Here is a 16989-nt window from a genome sequence, read left to right on the forward strand (position 1 = left end):
GAGCCATTCGGTGCGTTCGGCAGCGCGTAGCCGCACGCCCGCAGATACGCTATACTCGTTGCCCAACTACGGCGTGAGATCGAGGGCGAACGAGGAACGTTGCGCGGTCGGGGGCTGCATCGATGATGACGTTACCTGAGTTGGCGGCAGGCGCTTTGGAGAAGTTCTTCGCCACGCATGTCAGCCGCACCTTCGGGGCTTCGCAAGCGCGCTTCGGCGAACTGCTGCCGGCCGCGGCGCGGATCGCGCTGGAATGCATCGGCAACAGCGATGCACTTTACCACAATGTCGAGCATACGATGCTGGTGACGCTGGCCGGGCACGACATCATTCGCGGCCGCGCGCTGCACACCCACGTCACCGCCGAGGATTACACCCACACCATCATCGCCTGCCTCACTCACGACATCGGCTATGTGCGCGGCCTGCTGAAGGGCGATGGTCCGGATGGGTACGTCATCGATGCCGCCGGCAACAAGGTGGTGCTGCCGCGTGGCTCGTCGGATGCCGGCCTGATGCCGTACCATGTCGATCGCTCGAAGCTGTATGTGCTCGACCGGCTCGAGGCCGTGCTCCCGCTCGATCGCGAGCGCGTCGCGCGCAACATCGAGGGCACGCGGTTTCCGGCGCCCGAAGGCCAGCAATATGACGACGAGGCCGCGATCGTCCGGGCGGCCGATTTCATCGGGCAGCTCGGTGATCCCAACTACATCAGGAAGGCCAACGCGCTCTATCACGAGTTCGAGGAAGTCGGCATCAACCGCCAGCTCGGATATGAATCGCCGGCCGATATCGTCGACCGTTATCCGCAATTCTACTGGAACATGGTTGCGCCGCACATCCAGGGCGCCATCAACTGTTTGAACATGACGGCAAGTGGCCGCCAGTGGATCGCCAATCTCTACAGCAACGTGTTCCGCGCCGAGCGCGAGGTGACGTTGTCCGGCCCGCAGATCTGATGCAAGACGGCCGGGCCGCGGCCTTTCAGCACGGGCTGTGGTGCGTTTCCCGCCGGTTTGCGGGGTCTCCACATTTAGGCCTGCTTCGTCGTTGCACAGTCCGTGGAAATCAGCGACCCTGAGTCCATGGACTTCCCGATTGACCGTGTTTTCGGCCGTTTCAGCATGATCTCCCGTTTCGCTCGATTGATTGCGGCTGCCGTCGTCTGCTGGCCCGCGCTCGCCGTCGCCGCGGGCCCGGTCTACGACGTCGATCTGTATGCGCTGATGTCGGGCACCTGCCGCAACGTGACCGTCGCGGGCCGCAGCTATAGCTGCAAGGCGGTCGCCTATTTCCACACCCTGCGCGGCCGTTCCGAATTCACCGTGGTGCTCGACGATCCCGCCGACAAGAGCCACATCGTCTCGTTCTCCGGCGAGAGCACCGAGCGCACCCAGGACAATCTGTTCGAGCTTTCGGTCGACCGGATGTTGCTGAAGTCGAGCGATCGCCCGCGCGTCGATGGCTTGCCGGTGCCGTTGGTCGAAATGTCGACGGGCTCCTGCCGCCAGGTCGGCAGTTTCATCACGCGGCAGGTGTCCACCGTCACCTGCGCCGCCACCGACCAGAACGGCAAGAAGTACGAGCTGAGCTTCGAGTCGGACGGCACGCCGATGACCTTGCGCCGGTTGCGGCAATCGGCTCTGCCGTCCGAACGGCAACGGGCGCGCCAGATCGCGCAGCTCGAATGCCGCCTCAAAGCGCGCGCCGCCCAGGTGCTGCCGCGGGACACGACGGCCTTCATGATCCGTTGTCTCGGTGAAGGCGACGGCAAGCCGGCCGACGAACGGCGATAGCCGTGTGCCCTGCGCTCAGGCTTGAGGAGAACGCGATGCGCTTGACACGCTTCATCGTCGCCGTGATCGGGGTCGGGCATTGCCGGGCCCGCTGCCGCGCAGATGTACGATCCGAACTATCCGGTGTGCCTGGAAGTCTATGGCGGCAGGCTGACGCCGGAATACATCGATTGCAGCTACACGTCGCTTCCGCAGTGCCAGGCAACGGCTTCGGGGCGCGCGGCGACATGCTCGGTCAATCCATTCTACAAGGGTCCAAGAAAGCCACCCAGGGAGCGGGGGCAAAGGCAGCGCCGGCCCGCCGATTAGCGGCTCGCGCATCGGGATGTTGCCCGCCTGCGATCGCCTGCATGGCTGTCGCGTCTCAGGTGCTGTTGACTAACTCCGGCGGTTGTGAGGAAACCCTGCAATGCCGAGGAGAGACCGATGTACCTGAAGCTGCTCGCGATCGCTGCATTTGCGGCCGCCCTGATTGGACCTGCCGCCGGGCAGGCCTATGACCCGAACTATCCGGTGTGCATGCAGGTCTTTCAAGGCAGGGCCGGAAACTACATCGATTGCAGCTTCACCTCGATCCCGCAGTGCCAGATGAGTGCGTCGGGCCGCGCCGCGATGTGCTCGGTGAATCCCTTTTTTGCGCCGCCGCTGCCTCCGAAGCGCCGGGTGCATCGCCATCGCCATCGCGCGCAGTGACGCGGGTGCGCGAGGCGCGTCGCTGTTGGACTATTCCGAACTGGTGCGCGAAGCGGGCCGGCAGATTTCGGTCTTGCTCGGCTATCAGGACGGCCTGCCCATCGCGTAAGGCTTCAGCACCGCGTAGAGGAAATCGTGCGTCGGCGTCGGGATGCCGAGCTTGCGGCCGAGCTCGACCACCTTGCCGTTCAGCCAGGGCAGTTCGAGCCGGTTGCCGCGCTCGAGGTCGAGCGCCATCGAGGCCTTCATCGCCGGCGGCGCATGACCGATGAAGGCGAGCACCTTCTCGAGCGCATCCGGCGGCAGCTTGATGCCGCTGGCGTGGGCGACCGCGATGGTCTCCTCGCAGGCCGACACGAACAGCGGGCGCAGATCGGGATCGTCGCGCAACCCGCCGATCGGCTGGCGCGTGACCGCGGTCATGCCGGCATTGGTGGCGAGGCCGACGAACTTCATCCACAGCTCGGTGTTGATCTGCTCGCTCAGCGTCGCATCGAAGCCGGCCGTCAGGCAGAGCTCGAGCAGCGCCTTGCCGCGCGGTGTGATGCGGCCGTCGAGCTCGCCGAAGATCATCCGCATGAAGCTGCCGACCTGGTTGATGACGCCGGGCCTGATGATCGAGGCGGAGATCTGCGCCACGCCGCCCATCACGGCGTTGGGTCCGAGGATCGGGATCAGCCGTTCGGGCGCATCGATGCCGTTCTGCAGCGGGATCACCGCGGTGTTCGGACCGACCATCGGCTTGATGTGTGCGCCGGCGCTTTCGACGTCCCACAGCTTGACGCAGAACAGCACGATGTCGACCGGGCCGACGCTGGCGGGATCGTCGGTCGCCTGGGTCGGCATCAAATGGCTTTCGCCACGGCCGCCCTGAACCTTCAGCCCCTCGCTGCGCATCGCGGCGAGATGGGCGCCGCGCGCGATAAAGGTGACGTCGGCCCCGGCATGCGCGAGCGCCGCACCAAAGCCGCCACCGACGCCGCCGGCCCCCACCACTGCGATCCGCATGATTGTCTCCTGATCCTGCGATTTGGCCGGCAGCCTCGACGATGTCGCGCCAATTCGCAACCCCGGTTGCGCGGTGCGCAACCCCGCTGCGCTGAAAACTGCGTGACCGCGGCCTTGGCCGTCTGCGCCATCTTCCTGCGTTGAACTTGCCGGCCCGAACCGCTAAGCCATTTCCGAAAATTCGGGGAGGAATGCGTGGCGATGACGGAGCCGACGGCGGTCGCACTTGACAATGCGACGGTGGCGTTTCGGTTGGCGGATGGACGGGTCTATACCGCGGTCGAGCAGGCCAATCTTGCGGTGGCGCATGGCGAGTTCGTCGCCATTGTCGGGCCGACCGGATGCGGAAAGTCGACGCTGCTCAACGTCACCGCGGGGCTGTTGAAACCCGCGTCCGGATCGGCGCGGATCTTCGACAAGCCGCTCGGCGGCCTCAACCGCGACGCCGGTTATCTGTTCCAGGCCGATGCGCTGTTCCCCTGGAAGACCGCGATCGACAATGTCGCGATCGGCCTCGAGATCAGGGGCACGCCGCGGAGTGAGGCGCTCGCTCGCGCGCAGCAATGGTTGACCTCGGTCGGGCTCGGCGCGTTCGCCAATCGCTATCCGCACATGCTGTCGGGCGGCCAGCGTAAGCGCGTGGCGCTCGCGCAAGTCCTGATCCGCGATCCGAAGATCCTCTTGATGGACGAGCCGTTCGGTCCGCTCGATGCCCAGACCCGGCAGATCATGGGCAACCTGCTGCTGGAATTGTGGACGGCCGACCGCAAGGCGGTGCTGTTCGTCACCCACGATCTCGAGGAGGCGATCGCGCTGGCCGACCGCGTCGTGATCATGTCGGCCGGTCCGTCTGCGCGCATCATCGGCGATTGGCGCATCACGCTGCCGCGGCCGCGCGACATCGCCGAGATCAGGATGGAAAAGGATTTCCACGCCCTGCACCGCGAGATCTGGGGCGTGCTGAAGGACGAGGTCATGAAAGGCTATGCGCAGTCGACACAGGCGGGGGCCGCCTGATGTCGCGCGTCACGCTGCTCTCCCTTCAGATTCTCGTCGCCGTCGTCACGCTGGCCTTGTGGCAGGTCTTTTCCACCGTGCCGGTGTTCGGCAAGGTGCTGCTGCCGCCGTTCTTCTTCTCCAACCCGGTCGACGTCTTCAGCCAGATCGTGAAATGGTTCTCGAGCGGGGTGATCTGGAAGCACCTTGCGATCACGCTGTGGGAGTCGATCCTGGCCTTCGTGATCGGCTCGGCCGGCGGCATCCTGGTCGGCTTCTGGTTCGCGCGGCAGCCGCGCGTCGCCGCGGTGTTCGACCCCTATGTGAAGATGGTCAACGCGCTGCCGCGCGTCGTGCTGGCGCCGATCTTCGCGCTGTGGTTCGGGCTCGGCGTCTGGTCCAAGGTCGCGCTCGGCGTGACGCTGGTGTTCTTCATCGTGTTTTTCAATGTCTACCAGGGCGTCAAGGAGGTGCCGGCCACGGTGCTCGACAATGGCCGCATGCTCGGCATGAACGAGCGGCAGCTGATGCGCCATGTCTACTGGCCCTCGGCGCTGTCCTGGATGTTCTCCTCGCTGCACACCTCGGTCGGCTTCGCGGTGGTCGGCGCCGTGGTCGGTGAATATCTCGGCTCGGCGGCCGGTCTCGGCTATCTGATCCAGCAGGCCGAAGGCGTGTTCGACGTCGCCGGCGTGTTTGCCGGCATGTTCGTGCTGTCGGCGTTCGTCATCCTGATCGACATGGGCGTGACGGTGGTGGAGAAGCGGCTGCTGGTCTGGCGGCCGACGGCGGCGGCGCGGGACTAGGGCCGCGAGATCAGGCTTCAGCGGCGGCGCTGATCGGCCCGGACATATTCGACTTGGTATGATGGCGAGGCGGCCCGGTGCGCAAACAATGTCCGCCACGACATCCGGCGCAGGCCGATCAGGCACAGGACGAGGGCCGCACCCGCGATCACGTCGATGAAGTAATGGCCGCCGATGGTGGGCGTCGAGGCGATCACCAGCAGGTTCAGCACGAGGAACACGGGGAATAGCAGCTTCATGCCCCTGCTGGCGTAGATCAGGATGACGGCCAGCGCAGTATGGAAGGATGGAAAGGTGATCAGACCGTTCACGTCCGCCAGCGGGATGCGCGTCATCTGACCGGCGCGAAGCGCGTTGAAATCGGCCAGGTGATAGGCGTCGGCGCGGGCGACGACGTCAAACTGGACCCAGGCGCTGACGGCGGGGAAGATCCACGAGATCGGAATCGCGACCAGCAGCGCCATCATGAACAGCCAGACGAACTCGCGCATCTGTTCGAACCGCTCGCACGCGCTCAGCGACACCAGCAGCACCGCGGTCTGCGCCAGGCAGCTATCGTATGCGGTATCGAGGATGCTCTTGATCGCGGGGTGTTTGTCGACCCAACTGAAATAGGCCGGCCAGTCCAGATACAACGCGGCGTCGATCGCGGCGAGCTGGCGATCGATCAACGGGAATTTCGAGGTGACCGTCAGATAGCTCAACACCGCGGCGACCGCGGTGAAGGCGATCAGTTGTGCGCATGCGATGGCGAGTTCGGCGATGCGTCGATCAGGCCTGAACCGGACGTAGACCAGCGCGAGCGACGCAACGATCACGAACATGACCGCCTTGGCAGGAGCGAGCGCGACCGACATTCCCGACATGCGCAGCCACACCAGGTCGATCACGGCAATGACGGCGATGACAAGCCACAAGGCCCGTGTCTCGATGACTTGACTGGTCATACGTCGTTACCCCGCTGCGTGGAAGCTGCATCGCATCTGCGCCTTAAGGTTGCATACCCTCATTCGTTAAAAATGCGGAGAATGCCGCGTTTGGCGATGCGGTGGTCGGCCTTCGGCGCGGGGATAATGGGGTGAAAGGCGGCCAGGCGATGGTTAACGGTTCTCGGCTGCGCGGAAACGTCGCTGCGGCGGCAACGATCAGGTCGGTTGATCAGCCGGCACAGCGTTGATCAGCCCACGGATCTTTTCCGTCACCTCCGGGTCGATCGGATTGTAGACGATCATGCTGAGGTCGGATCGGCCGTCGACCGCGAACGCCGAATATTCGAACTTGACTGTGCCCAGGACCGGGTGCCGGAGCTGCTTGACGCCCTCGCCATGCGCGCGCACGTCGTTGTCGCGCCACAGCGTCGCGAATTCCGGGCTGAGCCGGCAGAGCTCGTCGACGAACGGTTGCACTTCGGCGGCCGCGCCGGCGCGTGCCGCGTCGACCCTGAAGGCGCCGACCACGAAACGCGCCACGCTGGCCCAGTCGTGTTGCGCGGCGCGGACGCGCGGATCGAGGAACATGAAGCGCAGCACGTTGCGCTCGCGCGGCGGCAGCGATCCGTAGTCCGTCAGCATCACCGTCGCCGCCCGGTTCCAGGCGACGATGTCCCATATCGCGGTCCTGATCACGGCAGGTTGCGGCTCCAGCGCGTCGAGCACGCGTTGCAGCCGCGGCGTCACGCCTTCGCTTTTCTGGTAGCGCACCTCGGGTGTGCGGCCGAGGCCGAGCAGGAACAGATGCTCGCGCTCGACTTCGGTCAGCATCAGCGCACGCGCGATGCGGTCGAGCACGTCGGCCGAGGGCGCGCCGCCACGTCCTTGTTCGAGCCAGGTGTACCAGGTCGCGGAGATGTTGGCGCGCTGCGCCACTTCCTCGCGCCGCAGGCCCGGCGTGCGGCGCCGCTCCGGCGGAAAGCCGAATGTCGCCGGATCGAGCTTGCTGCGGCGGTCCTTCAGGTAAGCGCCGAGCAGATTCTCTTGCGTGAGCGGTTCGCTCATCCTGTTAGCCATTATACCATGATAAGGTCACTACTTTACCACGATAGCGCGGCGCCCCAGATTTGTCTTCAGAAAAACATGGAGACTTGCTGATGCGCGTGTTTGTCACTGGAGCCACCGGTTGGGTCGGCTCCGCCGTCACCAACGATCTGATCGCTGCCGGCCATCAGGTGCTCGGCATGACCCGATCCGACAAGGGCGCGGAAGCGCTCGCTGCCGCCGGTGCCGGGGTTCATTACGGAACGCTGGAAGATCTCGACAGCTTGAAGAGCGGCGCCGCGCAGGCCGATGCCGTGATCCACTGCGCGTTCAATCACGACTTTTCGAGGTTTGCGCAGAACTGCGCGGACGACCGGCGCGCGATCGAGACGCTGGGTCGCGTGCTCGAAGGCTCGACGCGTCCGCTGATCACCACCTCGGGCGTCGCGCGGGTGGCACAGGGCCGCGTCGCGACCGAAGAGGATCCGCCGATTCCGGTCTCCGAGGCCTATCCGCGTGCGTCCGAGGAAACGACGATGGCGCAAGCCGCGCGCGGCGTGCGTGCCGCGGTCGTGCGCCTGCCGCCCTCGGTGCATGGTCACGGCGATCATGGCTTCGTGCCGCGCCTCTTGGCATTTGCGCGCGAGAAGGGCGTCTCGGCCTATATCGGCGAGGGACAGAATCGCTGGCCCGGCGTGCATCGCCTCGACGCGGCACGCGTCTATCGGCTCGCGCTCGAGCGCGGCGTCGAAGGCGGCCCGTTCCATGCGGTCGCCGATGAGGGCGTGCCGTTCAAGGCGATCGCCGAGGTCATCGCCCGCCGGCTCAACGTTCCGCTGCTGTCGAAATCGCCGGAGGAGGCGGCCGAGCATTTCGGCATGTTCAGCAGGTTCGTCGCTTTCGATGTGCCGACCTCGAGCGCCCGAACGCGCGCGCGGCTCGACTGGCAGCCGCAGCAGGCGGGGCTGCTCGCCGACATCGATCATCCCGCTTATTTCGCACAATAAGCGGCGGAGCAAGAACCATGACAGAAGCCATGATGTCGCTTGCCGGCAAGCGCGTGATCGCAATCGGGGGATCGTCGGGGATCGGCTTCGCCGTCGCCGCGCTCGTGCAGGAGCGGGGCGCGCAGGTGGTGATTGCCTCCAGCAACCCGGCCAACGTCGATGCGGCGGTTGCGCGGCTGCCGGGATCATCAGGCACGACCGTCGATCTGCGCGACGAAGCCAGTGTGTCGCGCTTCTTCGACCAGGTCGGCAGCTTCGATCACCTCGCGATCACGGCAGGCGATCAAGGCCTCCCGGTGTTCGGTGCGACGCGCGATCTCGACCTCGCTGTCGCGCGCGAGGCTCTCAATCTTCGTTTCTGGGGCTCGCTCGCGGCGGTCAAGCACGCCAGCCGCGCGATCGCTGCGAATGGATCGATCACGCTGACCGGCGGCATGCTGGCGCATCGTCCGCAAAAGGCGATGCCGTTCGTGACCGCGGCGGCGGGCGCCATGGAGAGCCTGGCGCGCGGCCTTGCGGTCGATCTGGCGCCGGTGCGCGTCAATGCGGTGTGCCCGGGGCTCATCCTCACCGAGCGCGTCAGGCAGATGCCGGAGGAGCGGGTGCGTGGCTATGTGGCAGGCTTGCCATTGCCGCGCGCGGCATCGCCGAGCGAGGCGGCCACCGCCTATGTCTATCTGATGCTGAACAGCTACGTCACCGGGCAGACGCTTGCGGTCGATGGCGGCGGGCTGTTGGTGTGAGATCGTGACCCGCCGATGTCACGCATGCAAAGAGGCGGGTTACGGCTGCGCCTAACCCGCCCCTACGCAGGGAAGCATCCGGCTCAGAGCGGGAAGCACCGCATGTAGGCCGCGAACAGCTTCTCATCGCTGACGCTCACCAGCTCCGAGGCGATCGCGTCGGCAAGGTCGAGGTCGCGATTCTGCACGCGCAGCCATGCCGTTGTGTCGCCGGTGATGGTCAGGGTCGCCTCTCCGACATGCCGCCCCGGCACCACCTGAAGCTCCTTGCCCTTGATCGTGACCGTCATGTCCAGCGCGCTGGCTCCGGTGAAGCGCAGATGCGTCACGAGATCGAGGCCGCGCGCCCGGCCGCGCTGAAATCCGAGCGAGAGCGAGAAGATATAGGCCTGGATGCTGCCGGTATGGCGGCCGGACGTGACCTGCTGGACCTTCTTGTGCGGAAAGCGCCGGGTCACCGTGTCCTCGGCGTCGGTGTCCGGGATCACATAGACGAACTCGTCCTTGTCGATCAGCGGCTGCACCACGTCGGCGAAATGCGCCTCGCGATTGTCCAGAAACGGCCCGATCACGTCTTCGCCGGCCGGGCAGGCCGAGATGCAATAGGCCGCCTTGTAGCCCGGCTTGAACGACAGCGATTGCCAGACGTTCATCGTCTCGGTGCGCGGCACCCGGGCGCGATAATCGCTCGCGTCCTTCGCGTCCGCGACCTTCTCCACCCACTGCGCGAAGTTGCCGAGAAAGTCGTGATAATTGTGGGTGTGGCAGGACAGGAAATCGAAGCCGCCGTCCGGCTTGATGGCGCCGACCGGGCAGGCAGCGACGCACAATTTGCATTCCAGGCACGGATTATAATCGATCGGCCGGTCGTGGGCGTCGACCTCGCAGCCGAGCAGGATGGTGCCGAGCAGCACGAAGCTGCCGAATTTCGGGTGGATCACGCTGCGATGGATTCCCATCCGCCCGAGTCCGGCCTCGACTGCGATCGGCTTGTGCTGGACCATCATGATCCGCGGCAGGTCCATCTCCATCGGGAAGGCGGCGACCGAGTTGCAGGCCGGGATGCCGTGCTCGTCGAGCGCGCGAACGATGGCGCGGGCGGTTTCGTTGACGTGATCGTAGGTCGAGTGGAATTCCTCATTGGCGACCGACCGCGCCGGCGAGCGCACCGGCTCGCGGTTCATGTGGCAGACGATCGCGAGCAGGGAACGCGTCCGGCCGTAGACCTTGCGGATGAAGTCGCGCTGCGGCGCGATCGCGGCGCGTTCGAATTCGATGACGCCGACATCGTCGGCCCCGCAATTGCGCGCGATCTCCTTGATCAGCTCCGCCGACACCGGGAGGTCGGGGGCCGGCTGGCTGCTGCGCGCCCGCACAGCCCTGACCGTGGGGTGATCGTCGAGGCTCATGGTCCATGTTCTCTATAAATGACGATCATCATATTATGGAGCGAGCCGATACGAGGCAAGTGAATTATCTGTCAGTCGCCATGTAATGGAACTGGCGTCATGCGGGGAGACTTGCACATGCCCGGATGACGCTCATGCGCAACCCAGCGAAGTCAGCACCGTCATTCCCGCGCAAAGGCTTCGCCTTTGTCGCTGGGGGTGCGAGCGGAGCGAGCCTCGAAGGATGCACGGCCCAAGCTATGGCCGATTCATCCTTCGAGGCGCGCCCAGCCGCGCAAGAGCGCCGCCGGGCGCGCACCTCAGGATGACGGGGAAGGTCTGTTAAGTCCGGATCAATCCAGCAGCTTGGTATCGTCAGGCGCCTGCGGCGGCGTCTTGATCGCGATCGCCTTGAAGGCGCGGCCGTTCGGCTTGGTGCCGCCATGCGGCGTGCCCTTCGGGATCACGATCAAATCGCCCGGCTTCACCGTCACTTCCTTGTCGCCGAGCCAGACCGTGCCGGTGCCTTCCAGGATGAACTGCATCTCGTTGGTGTTGGGGTGCATGTGCTTCGGCACATTGCCGTCCTGGATCGAGACGGTGGCGCCGTCGGCCGAGACGAACATTTTCGAGCGGAAGCCGACCTTGTTGGCGTCGCCGAGCTTGTCGCCCTCCATCTCACCGGTGTGGATCACCTGCGCGGTGATGCTTTCGGCGGCGAGTGCCGGCCGCAGCAGATGGGTGACGCCGCAGCCGGCGGCGAAAGCGGCGGCAATCGACAGCGCGGTCGCAATCCGATTCATGAAAAACCTCCCTGATGTCTGCCTTGAAGCATTCTTGGTGCTTCTTCGGCGTTTTCTTGTAGTCGCGATGCTATGCCGCCGCCGCAGGCTTGACCAGCACCCGGAAAGTCGCCTTCTCAAGCCATGCCGGCTCCTCTATCTTGCCGGTCAATTCGATCGGAGGACGTCATGAACAAATGGCTTGGCAAGCTTGCCGGAACGCTGCTGACGCTGACCCTGTCCACGGGCCTTGCCGCGGCGCAAAGCAAGATCACCATCGCGGTCGGGGGCGGCGCCTGCCTTTGCTATCTGCCCACCGTGCTGGCCAAGCAGCTCGGCGAATATGACAAGGCCGGGCTTGCGGTCGAGTTGGTCGACCTCAAGGGCGGCTCGGATGCGCTGAAAGCCGTGCTCGGCGGCAGCGCCGACGTCGTCTCCGGTTATTTCGATCACTGCGTCAATCTCGCCGCCAAGAAGCAGGAGCTGCAGGCCTTCGTGGTCTATGACCGCTATCCCGGCCTCGTGCTGGTGGTGTCGCCGAAGCACACCGGCGAGATCAATTCGATCAAGGATCTTGCCGGCAAGAAGGTCGGCGTCAGCGCGCCGGGCTCCTCGACCGACTTCTTCCTGAAATACCTGTTGAAGAAGAACGGCCTCGATCCGGCCGGCACCGCCGTGATCGGCGTCGGCCTCGGCGCCACCGCGGTGGCCGCGATGGAGCAGGGCCAGATCGATGCCGCGGTGATGCTCGATCCCTCCGTCACTGTGTTGCAAGGCAGCCACGCCGACCTCAAGATCCTCAGCGATACCCGCACCCAGCACGACACGCTCGCGGTGTTCGGCGGCGAATATCCGGGCGGCGCGCTCTATTCGACCGCGGCATGGGTCAACGGCCACGACAAGGAGGTGCAGGCGCTGACCAATGCGATGATGGCGACGCTGGCCTGGATCCATTCGCATTCCGCCGAAGACATCATGGCCAAGATGCCGGAGGAGATCGTCGGCAAGAACAAGGACCTCTATCTGGCCGCGCTGAAGAACACGATCCCGATGTTCTCGGAAACCGGCAAGATGGACCCCAAGGGCGCCGAGGCCGTGCTCGCGGTGTTCAGCGAAGGCTCGCCCGAGGTCGCGAAGGCCGGCATCGACGTCACCAAGACCTACACCAACAAGTTCGTCGATCAGGTCAAGAAGACGACCGGAAGCGCGAAGTAAGTTCATAAAGACATGCAGTCCCCGCTGATTTGTCGCGTCACCGCGCTCGACCTCGCCTTGCAGCGGCGGCCCTGGCCGTTCGCCGACCAGCGGCGCGTCGAGATCGACGCGCATTTCGCCGAGCAGCAGCGGCTGAACCCGAACCTGTGGAACGGCCGCGTGCTGCTCGGGCGCGATCCGGTGTTTGCCGGCGAGCGGCTCAGCGCGAGCTATTTCGAGACCGATTTCGCAAGCTTCCTCGCCTGGCGCGACTGGGGATTCCCGGACAAGGAGATCTTCAACGGCTTCGGGATGGGCGCGCTGCTCTCGAGCGACGGCGCCTTCGTCTGCGGTGTGATGGGCGAGCAGACCGCGAATGCCGGACGGATCTATTTTCCTTCAGGCACCCCCGATCTCGACGACATCAGGGGCGAGACGGTCGATATCGCGGGCAGCGTGATGCGCGAACTCGAGGAAGAGACCGGGCTCATCGCAGCGGATTGCCATGCCGATAGTGACTGGCACTGCATCTACACCGGCGTTGCGCTGGCGATGATGCAGATCCTGCGCGTCGATATGCCAGGCGATGCGCTGCGTGCCCGGATCGAGGCCAATCTCGCACGGCAGGACAATCCCGAACTCGCCGGCATCCACCTGGTGCGCAGCCGCGCCGATCTTACCCCCGCCATGCCGCGCTTCGTCACCGCGTTCATCGAAACGCAGCTGCCGGCGTAGGGTGAGGCTCACTTGGGGGCGCGCGTGACTAACACCGTCCGTCATTGACGGCTCCCGACCAGGAGCAACGGCCGATCATTCGGCCACTTCAACGATCATCTCAACCTCAACAGCGTTGTTGAACGGAAGTCCCGCCATCCCGACAGCAGATCGCGCGTGCTTGCCGGCCGCATCGCCGAAGACCTCGACCATCAAATCGGAGAATCCGTTCACGACTTTCGGCTGCTCGCCAAACCCGTCGGCTGAATTGACCATCCCGAAGACCTTGACCACGCGCTTGACGCGATCGAGGCTCCCCAGTGCGACGCGCACTTTCGCCAGCATGATCAGGCCGACCTGACGGGCCGTGTCGTAGCCTTCCTGCACGGTGAGGTCCTTGCCCACCTTGCCCTTGTACTTCCAGTCCGCGGCCGGAGTGTTTCCTGCGAGGAAGAGCAGATTGCCGACCCGGACCGCATCGACGTAGTTGGCGACCGGTGTCGGAACGGGCGGCAGTGTGATGTTCAGCTCCTTCAGCCTGGCCTCGGCGGACGGCGAATTCTGCGCCAGCGCGCCCGACGAAGCGGCAATCCACGCTCCGAATCCAATCACGCACGCACCGAACCACAGGATGAGTCTCGCTCTGCAAAGCATATGAGTCATGTGTCGCCTCCAATGACAGCTACTTCGCAGCGCTCAGGATAAGGCAGAAATAGCAAAGCTGCCTTCCGTAGTTCTCCGGTCTGAAAAGTCGTCTCCGCTGGTTCGCCGAAACTTTGCGCAAGCCTGCGCCGTGGCGACGCAGCCATCGTGCTTGACATCACCGGCCGCGCCCCCTGTGATAGGGCGGAACGACAACAAGAAATGCAGTGCACAATCTCTGGGGAGGGATTCATGCCGGTCAGGAGGGTTGCCCGCTGGCTCGCGGGTCTGTCTGTCGTGGTTGCGGCGCTCGGCGTGGCCGCTGCCGCGCAGGCGCAGGATAAGAAGATCAAGATCGGCGTGATCTTCGACTTGACCGGCCCGCTGGCCGGCGGCGGCTCCGAGCTGCAATATACCGGCGTCAAGATCATGCTCGACCATTACGCCAAGACCGGCGTCGAGGGCTACAAGGTCGAGGCGGTCTATGCCGACGCGCAGAGCAAGCCTGATATCGCCATCAACGAGGCCGTTCGCCTGCTCGAGCAGGAGAAGGTCGACATGGTGATGGGCTTCTTCTCCTCGGCACAATGCGTGCCGGTGGCGGCCCGGGTCGACCAGATGAAGAAGTTCATGTGGATCACCACCTGCATCTCCTCGGGCGTGTTCGACGGCAAGAACTACAAATATGTGTTCCGCCCGCAGGCCGCCGGCAACCAATACGGCATGATGACGACCGAATTCATCGCGCAATATTCGCTGCCGAAGTTCGGCAAGGAGCCGAAGGACCTGCGCGTTGCCATCATCCATGAGGACGGCGCCTATGGCGTCGACGTCGCCAAGGGCAACGAGGCCGGCGCGAAGAAAGCTGGCTTCAACATCGTGCTCAAGGAAGGCTATTCGGCGACCGCGCCGGATTTGTCGGCGCTGATCACCAAGCTGAAGCGCGCCAAGCCGGACGTGATCTTCCACACCGGCTACAATCCGGACATAACCTTGCTGTTCCGCCAGGCGCGCGAGCAAGGCCTGAAATTCGGCGCCATCGTCGGCCACGGCGCGGGCTATGGCGTCTATGAGAAGCTCAAGGAAGGCCTCGGCGTCGACGCCAACTATCTGTTCAACACCGATCCGATCTCGATCTGGCTTGCCAATCAGAAGGACATGGATCCGAAGCTGCCGCCAGTCATCAAGATGGTCGGCGAGGAGTTCGACCGGTTGAAGCCCGGGGTGCCGATTCGCTCCGCCCATGTCGGCATCGGCGCGGCCAACGCCTATGTGTTCCTCGACGATGTGCTGCCGCGGGCGATCAAGACCTATGGCGGCGTCGACCCGGATGCGCTGCGCAAGGCCGCGCTCGACACCGACATTGCCGAGGGCGGCACCATGCTCGGCTACGGCGTGAAGTTCTACGGCGACGGCGAGCAGTATGCCGGGCAGAACGCGCGCTCGTTCCCGGTGGTGCTGCAATATATCGACGATAAATCCTATGTGGTGTGGCCGAAGAGCCAGATGCAGCGCGAGACCGTGCTGCCGCTGCCGGCCGGCACCACCTACAGCTATAAATAGCTCGCTCACGAAAGGGACTGCCGTGCTCGCCGTGGAAGGCCTGGTCAAGCGGTTTGGCGGCTTTCGCGCCGTCAACAATGTCTCGTTCCGCGTCGAGCAGGGCGAGATCCTCGGCCTGATCGGGCCGAACGGCTCGGGCAAGAGCACGATCTTCAACATGCTGTCGGGCACGCTGCCGCCGACCGAGGGCTCGATCCTGTTCGACGGCCGCGAGATCGCGGGCCTTGCCCCGCACCGGATCATCGTGGGCGGCATCGGCCGCACCTTCCAGATTCCGCGGCCGTTCCATCGGCTGAGCATTTTCGAGAACGTCGTGCTCGCCGGCTTCTACGGCCAGGGCCGCCACAGCCGCGCCAAGGCGGAGGAGGCAGCCGAGCGCGCACTGGCGATGGTCGGGCTGCCGACCGATCGTCACTCCAGCGTCGAGGGGCTCGGCGCCGCCGGGTTGAAGAAGCTCGAACTGGCAAAGGCGCTTGCCACCGGGCCAAAACTTTTGCTCGCCGACGAGAGCCTCGGCGGGCTCGACGAGACCGAGATGGACCAGGCCGCCGACATGCTGCGGCGGATCCGCGACGAACTCGGCGTCACCATCATCTGGGTCGAGCACATCATGGGCGTACTGATGCGCGTGGTCGATCGGGTCATGGTGCTCGATCATGGCGAGAAGATCGCCGAAGGCCTGCCGGCCGATGTCGCCGGCAATCCACGGGTGATCGAGGTCTATCTCGGCACCGATGCGGACGCGAGCATCGCGGCGGCCGCCGCCGCGCAGGCGCGCCGCCGGATCGGGGCGTGAGCGGCATGCTGGAACTGAAATCGATCGATGCGGGCTATGGCAGCTTCCAGGCGCTGTTCGACGTCAGCCTCGACGTCAAGGCGGGCGAGGCGGTCGGCGTGATTGGCCCGAACGGCGCCGGCAAGACCACGCTGATGCGCGTGATCTCCGGGCTGATCCGGCCGATCCGCGGCACCATCGCAATGGAAGGCAGCGACGTCGTGGCGACGCCTGCGCATCGCATCGTCAGCCTCGGCATCGCGCATGTGCCGGAAAACCGCCGGCTGTTTCCGCGGCTCACGGTCGCCGACAATTTGAAGATGGGTGCCTACATGCCCGCCGCCCGCGCGCATTACGCCGAGCGGCTGGAATTCGTGTTCGAACTGTTTCCGCGGCTGAAGGAGCGATTGCAGCAGATGGCCGGCACGATGTCGGGCGGCGAGCAGCAGATGTGCGCGATCGGCCGCGCGCTGATGTCGAACCCGAAACTGCTGCTGCTCGACGAGCCCTCGGCCGGGCTCGCGCCGGTCGTGGTGCAGCAGGTGTTCGAACTGGTCAAGCGCATCCGCGCCTCGGGGTTGACGGTCTTGATCGTCGAGCAGAACGTGCAGCAGGTGCTGCGCGTGGTCGACCGCGCCTATCTGCTGGAGGCAGGCAGCATCCGCGCCGCCGGCACGGCGGCGGAGCTCGCGGCGAGCGACACCATCAAGCAGGCGTATTTGGGGGTGTGAGGGATGATGATCGTGAATCGAGCCCGTGCGCCCACACAGTTTCCCGTCGTCCTGAGGTGCGAGCGGAGTGGCGTCTTCTCCCGTCATCCTGAGGAGCCGCGCAGCGGCGTCTCGAAGGATGCACGGCCCGGCTGGTGGCCGTCCATCCTTCGAGGCTCGCTCCGCTCGCGCCTCAGGA

The 16989-nt window shown here is 65.0% G+C and carries 19 protein-coding genes; 13 read left to right on the forward strand and 6 right to left on the reverse strand.

The window, feature by feature from the left end; all coding sequences use genetic code 11:
* Nucleotides 1-122: 122 nt before the first annotated feature.
* From ACVW17_RS19885 to ACVW17_RS19900, 4 genes are all read left to right on the forward strand, one after another.
* Complete coding sequence (locus tag ACVW17_RS19885; protein WP_212022280.1) at nucleotides 123-959, forward strand: metal-dependent phosphohydrolase; 837 nt, start codon at nucleotides 123-125, stop codon at nucleotides 957-959.
* Nucleotides 960-1124: 165 nt separating this feature from the next.
* Nucleotides 1125-1796: a hypothetical protein gene (locus ACVW17_RS19890; protein WP_456753447.1), complete on the forward strand. Its 672-nt coding sequence runs from the start codon at nucleotides 1125-1127 to the stop codon at nucleotides 1794-1796.
* 102 nt (nucleotides 1797-1898) lie between these two features.
* Nucleotides 1899-2105, forward strand: coding sequence for a DUF3551 domain-containing protein (locus tag ACVW17_RS19895; RefSeq protein ID WP_456753448.1), 207 nt, complete (start codon nucleotides 1899-1901; stop codon nucleotides 2103-2105).
* A gap of 117 nt (nucleotides 2106-2222) precedes the next feature.
* Complete coding sequence (locus ACVW17_RS19900; RefSeq protein ID WP_456753449.1) at nucleotides 2223-2489, forward strand: DUF3551 domain-containing protein; 267 nt, start codon at nucleotides 2223-2225, stop codon at nucleotides 2487-2489.
* Between the two features lie 84 nt (nucleotides 2490-2573).
* Here the strand turns inward: ACVW17_RS19900 and ACVW17_RS19905 are convergent, their stop codons facing one another.
* Nucleotides 2574-3497 (reverse strand): ketopantoate reductase family protein, encoded by a 924-nt coding sequence (locus tag ACVW17_RS19905; RefSeq protein WP_456753450.1) that lies wholly within the window; start codon nucleotides 3495-3497, stop codon nucleotides 2574-2576.
* A gap of 201 nt (nucleotides 3498-3698) precedes the next feature.
* Between ACVW17_RS19905 and ACVW17_RS19910 the strand changes: the two genes are divergently transcribed.
* Together ACVW17_RS19910 and ACVW17_RS19915 are read left to right on the forward strand one after the other, a co-directional pair.
* Nucleotides 3699-4514, forward strand: coding sequence for an ABC transporter ATP-binding protein (locus tag ACVW17_RS19910; protein ID WP_456753451.1), 816 nt, complete (start codon nucleotides 3699-3701; stop codon nucleotides 4512-4514).
* Nucleotides 4514-5299 (forward strand): ABC transporter permease, encoded by a 786-nt coding sequence (locus ACVW17_RS19915; RefSeq protein ID WP_456753452.1) that lies wholly within the window; start codon nucleotides 4514-4516, stop codon nucleotides 5297-5299. The genes ACVW17_RS19910 and ACVW17_RS19915 overlap by 1 nt, the downstream gene beginning before the upstream one ends.
* A gap of 17 nt (nucleotides 5300-5316) precedes the next feature.
* Here ACVW17_RS19915 and ACVW17_RS19920 read toward each other — a convergent pair whose 3' ends face one another.
* Nucleotides 5317-6246 carry a phosphatase PAP2 family protein gene (locus ACVW17_RS19920; RefSeq protein ID WP_456753453.1) on the reverse strand — a complete coding sequence of 310 codons (930 nt, stop codon included), beginning with the start codon at nucleotides 6244-6246 and terminating at the stop codon, nucleotides 5317-5319.
* A 198-nt stretch (nucleotides 6247-6444) separates the two neighbouring features.
* Nucleotides 6445-7293 (reverse strand): helix-turn-helix transcriptional regulator, encoded by an 849-nt coding sequence (locus ACVW17_RS19925; RefSeq protein ID WP_456753454.1) that lies wholly within the window; start codon nucleotides 7291-7293, stop codon nucleotides 6445-6447.
* 92 nt (nucleotides 7294-7385) lie between these two features.
* Here ACVW17_RS19925 and ACVW17_RS19930 point away from each other — a divergent pair, with 92 nt between their 5' ends.
* On the forward strand, nucleotides 7386-8279 hold the full coding sequence (locus ACVW17_RS19930; protein WP_456753455.1) for an SDR family oxidoreductase: 894 nt from the start codon (nucleotides 7386-7388) through the stop codon (nucleotides 8277-8279).
* 17 nt (nucleotides 8280-8296) lie between these two features.
* Nucleotides 8297-9022, forward strand: a complete 726-nt coding sequence (locus ACVW17_RS19935; RefSeq protein WP_456753456.1) for an SDR family oxidoreductase — start codon at nucleotides 8297-8299, stop codon at nucleotides 9020-9022.
* Between the two features lie 83 nt (nucleotides 9023-9105).
* Here ACVW17_RS19935 and ACVW17_RS19940 read toward each other — a convergent pair whose 3' ends face one another.
* Nucleotides 9106-10431, reverse strand: coding sequence for a 4Fe-4S binding protein (locus ACVW17_RS19940; RefSeq protein ID WP_456753457.1), 1326 nt, complete (start codon nucleotides 10429-10431; stop codon nucleotides 9106-9108).
* A 332-nt stretch (nucleotides 10432-10763) separates the two neighbouring features.
* Nucleotides 10764-11213, reverse strand: coding sequence for a cupin domain-containing protein (locus tag ACVW17_RS19945; RefSeq protein WP_456753458.1), 450 nt, complete (start codon nucleotides 11211-11213; stop codon nucleotides 10764-10766).
* A 168-nt stretch (nucleotides 11214-11381) separates the two neighbouring features.
* On the opposite strand from ACVW17_RS19945, the gene ACVW17_RS19950 reads away from it, so the two are divergent.
* The gene (locus tag ACVW17_RS19950; protein WP_456753459.1) at nucleotides 11382-12407 is read left to right on the forward strand and encodes an ABC transporter substrate-binding protein; all 1026 of its coding nucleotides are present in this window, start codon (nucleotides 11382-11384) and stop codon (nucleotides 12405-12407) included.
* 12 nt (nucleotides 12408-12419) lie between these two features.
* The gene (locus ACVW17_RS19955) at nucleotides 12420-13121 is read left to right on the forward strand and encodes an NUDIX hydrolase (RefSeq protein ID WP_456753460.1); all 702 of its coding nucleotides are present in this window, start codon (nucleotides 12420-12422) and stop codon (nucleotides 13119-13121) included.
* Nucleotides 13122-13196: 75 nt separating this feature from the next.
* Here ACVW17_RS19955 and ACVW17_RS19960 read toward each other — a convergent pair whose 3' ends face one another.
* Nucleotides 13197-13763: a RidA family protein gene (locus ACVW17_RS19960; RefSeq protein WP_456753461.1), complete on the reverse strand. Its 567-nt coding sequence runs from the start codon at nucleotides 13761-13763 to the stop codon at nucleotides 13197-13199.
* Between the two features lie 231 nt (nucleotides 13764-13994).
* Here ACVW17_RS19960 and ACVW17_RS19965 point away from each other — a divergent pair, with 231 nt between their 5' ends.
* The 3 genes from ACVW17_RS19965 to ACVW17_RS19975 are packed head-to-tail and all read left to right on the forward strand — an operon-like array spanning nucleotide 13995 to nucleotide 16811.
* Nucleotides 13995-15305 (forward strand): ABC transporter substrate-binding protein, encoded by a 1311-nt coding sequence (locus tag ACVW17_RS19965; RefSeq protein ID WP_456753462.1) that lies wholly within the window; start codon nucleotides 13995-13997, stop codon nucleotides 15303-15305.
* 22 nt (nucleotides 15306-15327) lie between these two features.
* Complete coding sequence (locus ACVW17_RS19970; RefSeq protein ID WP_456753463.1) at nucleotides 15328-16101, forward strand: ABC transporter ATP-binding protein; 774 nt, start codon at nucleotides 15328-15330, stop codon at nucleotides 16099-16101.
* Nucleotides 16102-16106: 5 nt separating this feature from the next.
* Nucleotides 16107-16811, forward strand: a complete 705-nt coding sequence (locus ACVW17_RS19975; protein WP_456756477.1) for an ABC transporter ATP-binding protein — start codon at nucleotides 16107-16109, stop codon at nucleotides 16809-16811.
* Nucleotides 16812-16989 lie beyond the last annotated feature (178 nt).

Source organism: Bradyrhizobium sp. USDA 4473 (assembly GCF_054063335.1).

Excerpts from the sequence above, each read along its gene's own strand:
- ACVW17_RS19885 (WP_212022280.1), top strand. The coding sequence starts at position 123 with ATGATGACGTTACCTGAGTTGGCGGCAGGCGCTTTGGAGAAGTTCTTC.
- ACVW17_RS19890 (WP_456753447.1), top strand. The coding sequence starts at position 1,125 with ATGATCTCCCGTTTCGCTCGATTGATTGCGGCTGCCGTCGTCTGCTGG.
- ACVW17_RS19895 (WP_456753448.1), top strand. The coding sequence starts at position 1,899 with ATGTACGATCCGAACTATCCGGTGTGCCTGGAAGTCTATGGCGGCAGG.
- ACVW17_RS19900 (WP_456753449.1), top strand. The coding sequence starts at position 2,223 with ATGTACCTGAAGCTGCTCGCGATCGCTGCATTTGCGGCCGCCCTGATT.
- ACVW17_RS19905 (WP_456753450.1), bottom strand. The coding sequence starts at position 3,497 with ATGCGGATCGCAGTGGTGGGGGCCGGCGGCGTCGGTGGCGGCTTTGGT.
- ACVW17_RS19910 (WP_456753451.1), top strand. The coding sequence starts at position 3,699 with ATGACGGAGCCGACGGCGGTCGCACTTGACAATGCGACGGTGGCGTTT.
- ACVW17_RS19915 (WP_456753452.1), top strand. The coding sequence starts at position 4,514 with ATGTCGCGCGTCACGCTGCTCTCCCTTCAGATTCTCGTCGCCGTCGTC.
- ACVW17_RS19920 (WP_456753453.1), bottom strand. The coding sequence starts at position 6,246 with ATGACCAGTCAAGTCATCGAGACACGGGCCTTGTGGCTTGTCATCGCC.
- ACVW17_RS19925 (WP_456753454.1), bottom strand. The coding sequence starts at position 7,293 with ATGAGCGAACCGCTCACGCAAGAGAATCTGCTCGGCGCTTACCTGAAG.
- ACVW17_RS19930 (WP_456753455.1), top strand. The coding sequence starts at position 7,386 with ATGCGCGTGTTTGTCACTGGAGCCACCGGTTGGGTCGGCTCCGCCGTC.
- ACVW17_RS19935 (WP_456753456.1), top strand. The coding sequence starts at position 8,297 with ATGACAGAAGCCATGATGTCGCTTGCCGGCAAGCGCGTGATCGCAATC.
- ACVW17_RS19940 (WP_456753457.1), bottom strand. The coding sequence starts at position 10,431 with ATGAGCCTCGACGATCACCCCACGGTCAGGGCTGTGCGGGCGCGCAGC.
- ACVW17_RS19945 (WP_456753458.1), bottom strand. The coding sequence starts at position 11,213 with ATGAATCGGATTGCGACCGCGCTGTCGATTGCCGCCGCTTTCGCCGCC.
- ACVW17_RS19950 (WP_456753459.1), top strand. The coding sequence starts at position 11,382 with ATGAACAAATGGCTTGGCAAGCTTGCCGGAACGCTGCTGACGCTGACC.
- ACVW17_RS19955 (WP_456753460.1), top strand. The coding sequence starts at position 12,420 with ATGCAGTCCCCGCTGATTTGTCGCGTCACCGCGCTCGACCTCGCCTTG.
- ACVW17_RS19960 (WP_456753461.1), bottom strand. The coding sequence starts at position 13,763 with ATGACTCATATGCTTTGCAGAGCGAGACTCATCCTGTGGTTCGGTGCG.
- ACVW17_RS19965 (WP_456753462.1), top strand. The coding sequence starts at position 13,995 with ATGCCGGTCAGGAGGGTTGCCCGCTGGCTCGCGGGTCTGTCTGTCGTG.
- ACVW17_RS19975 (WP_456756477.1), top strand. The coding sequence starts at position 16,107 with ATGCTGGAACTGAAATCGATCGATGCGGGCTATGGCAGCTTCCAGGCG.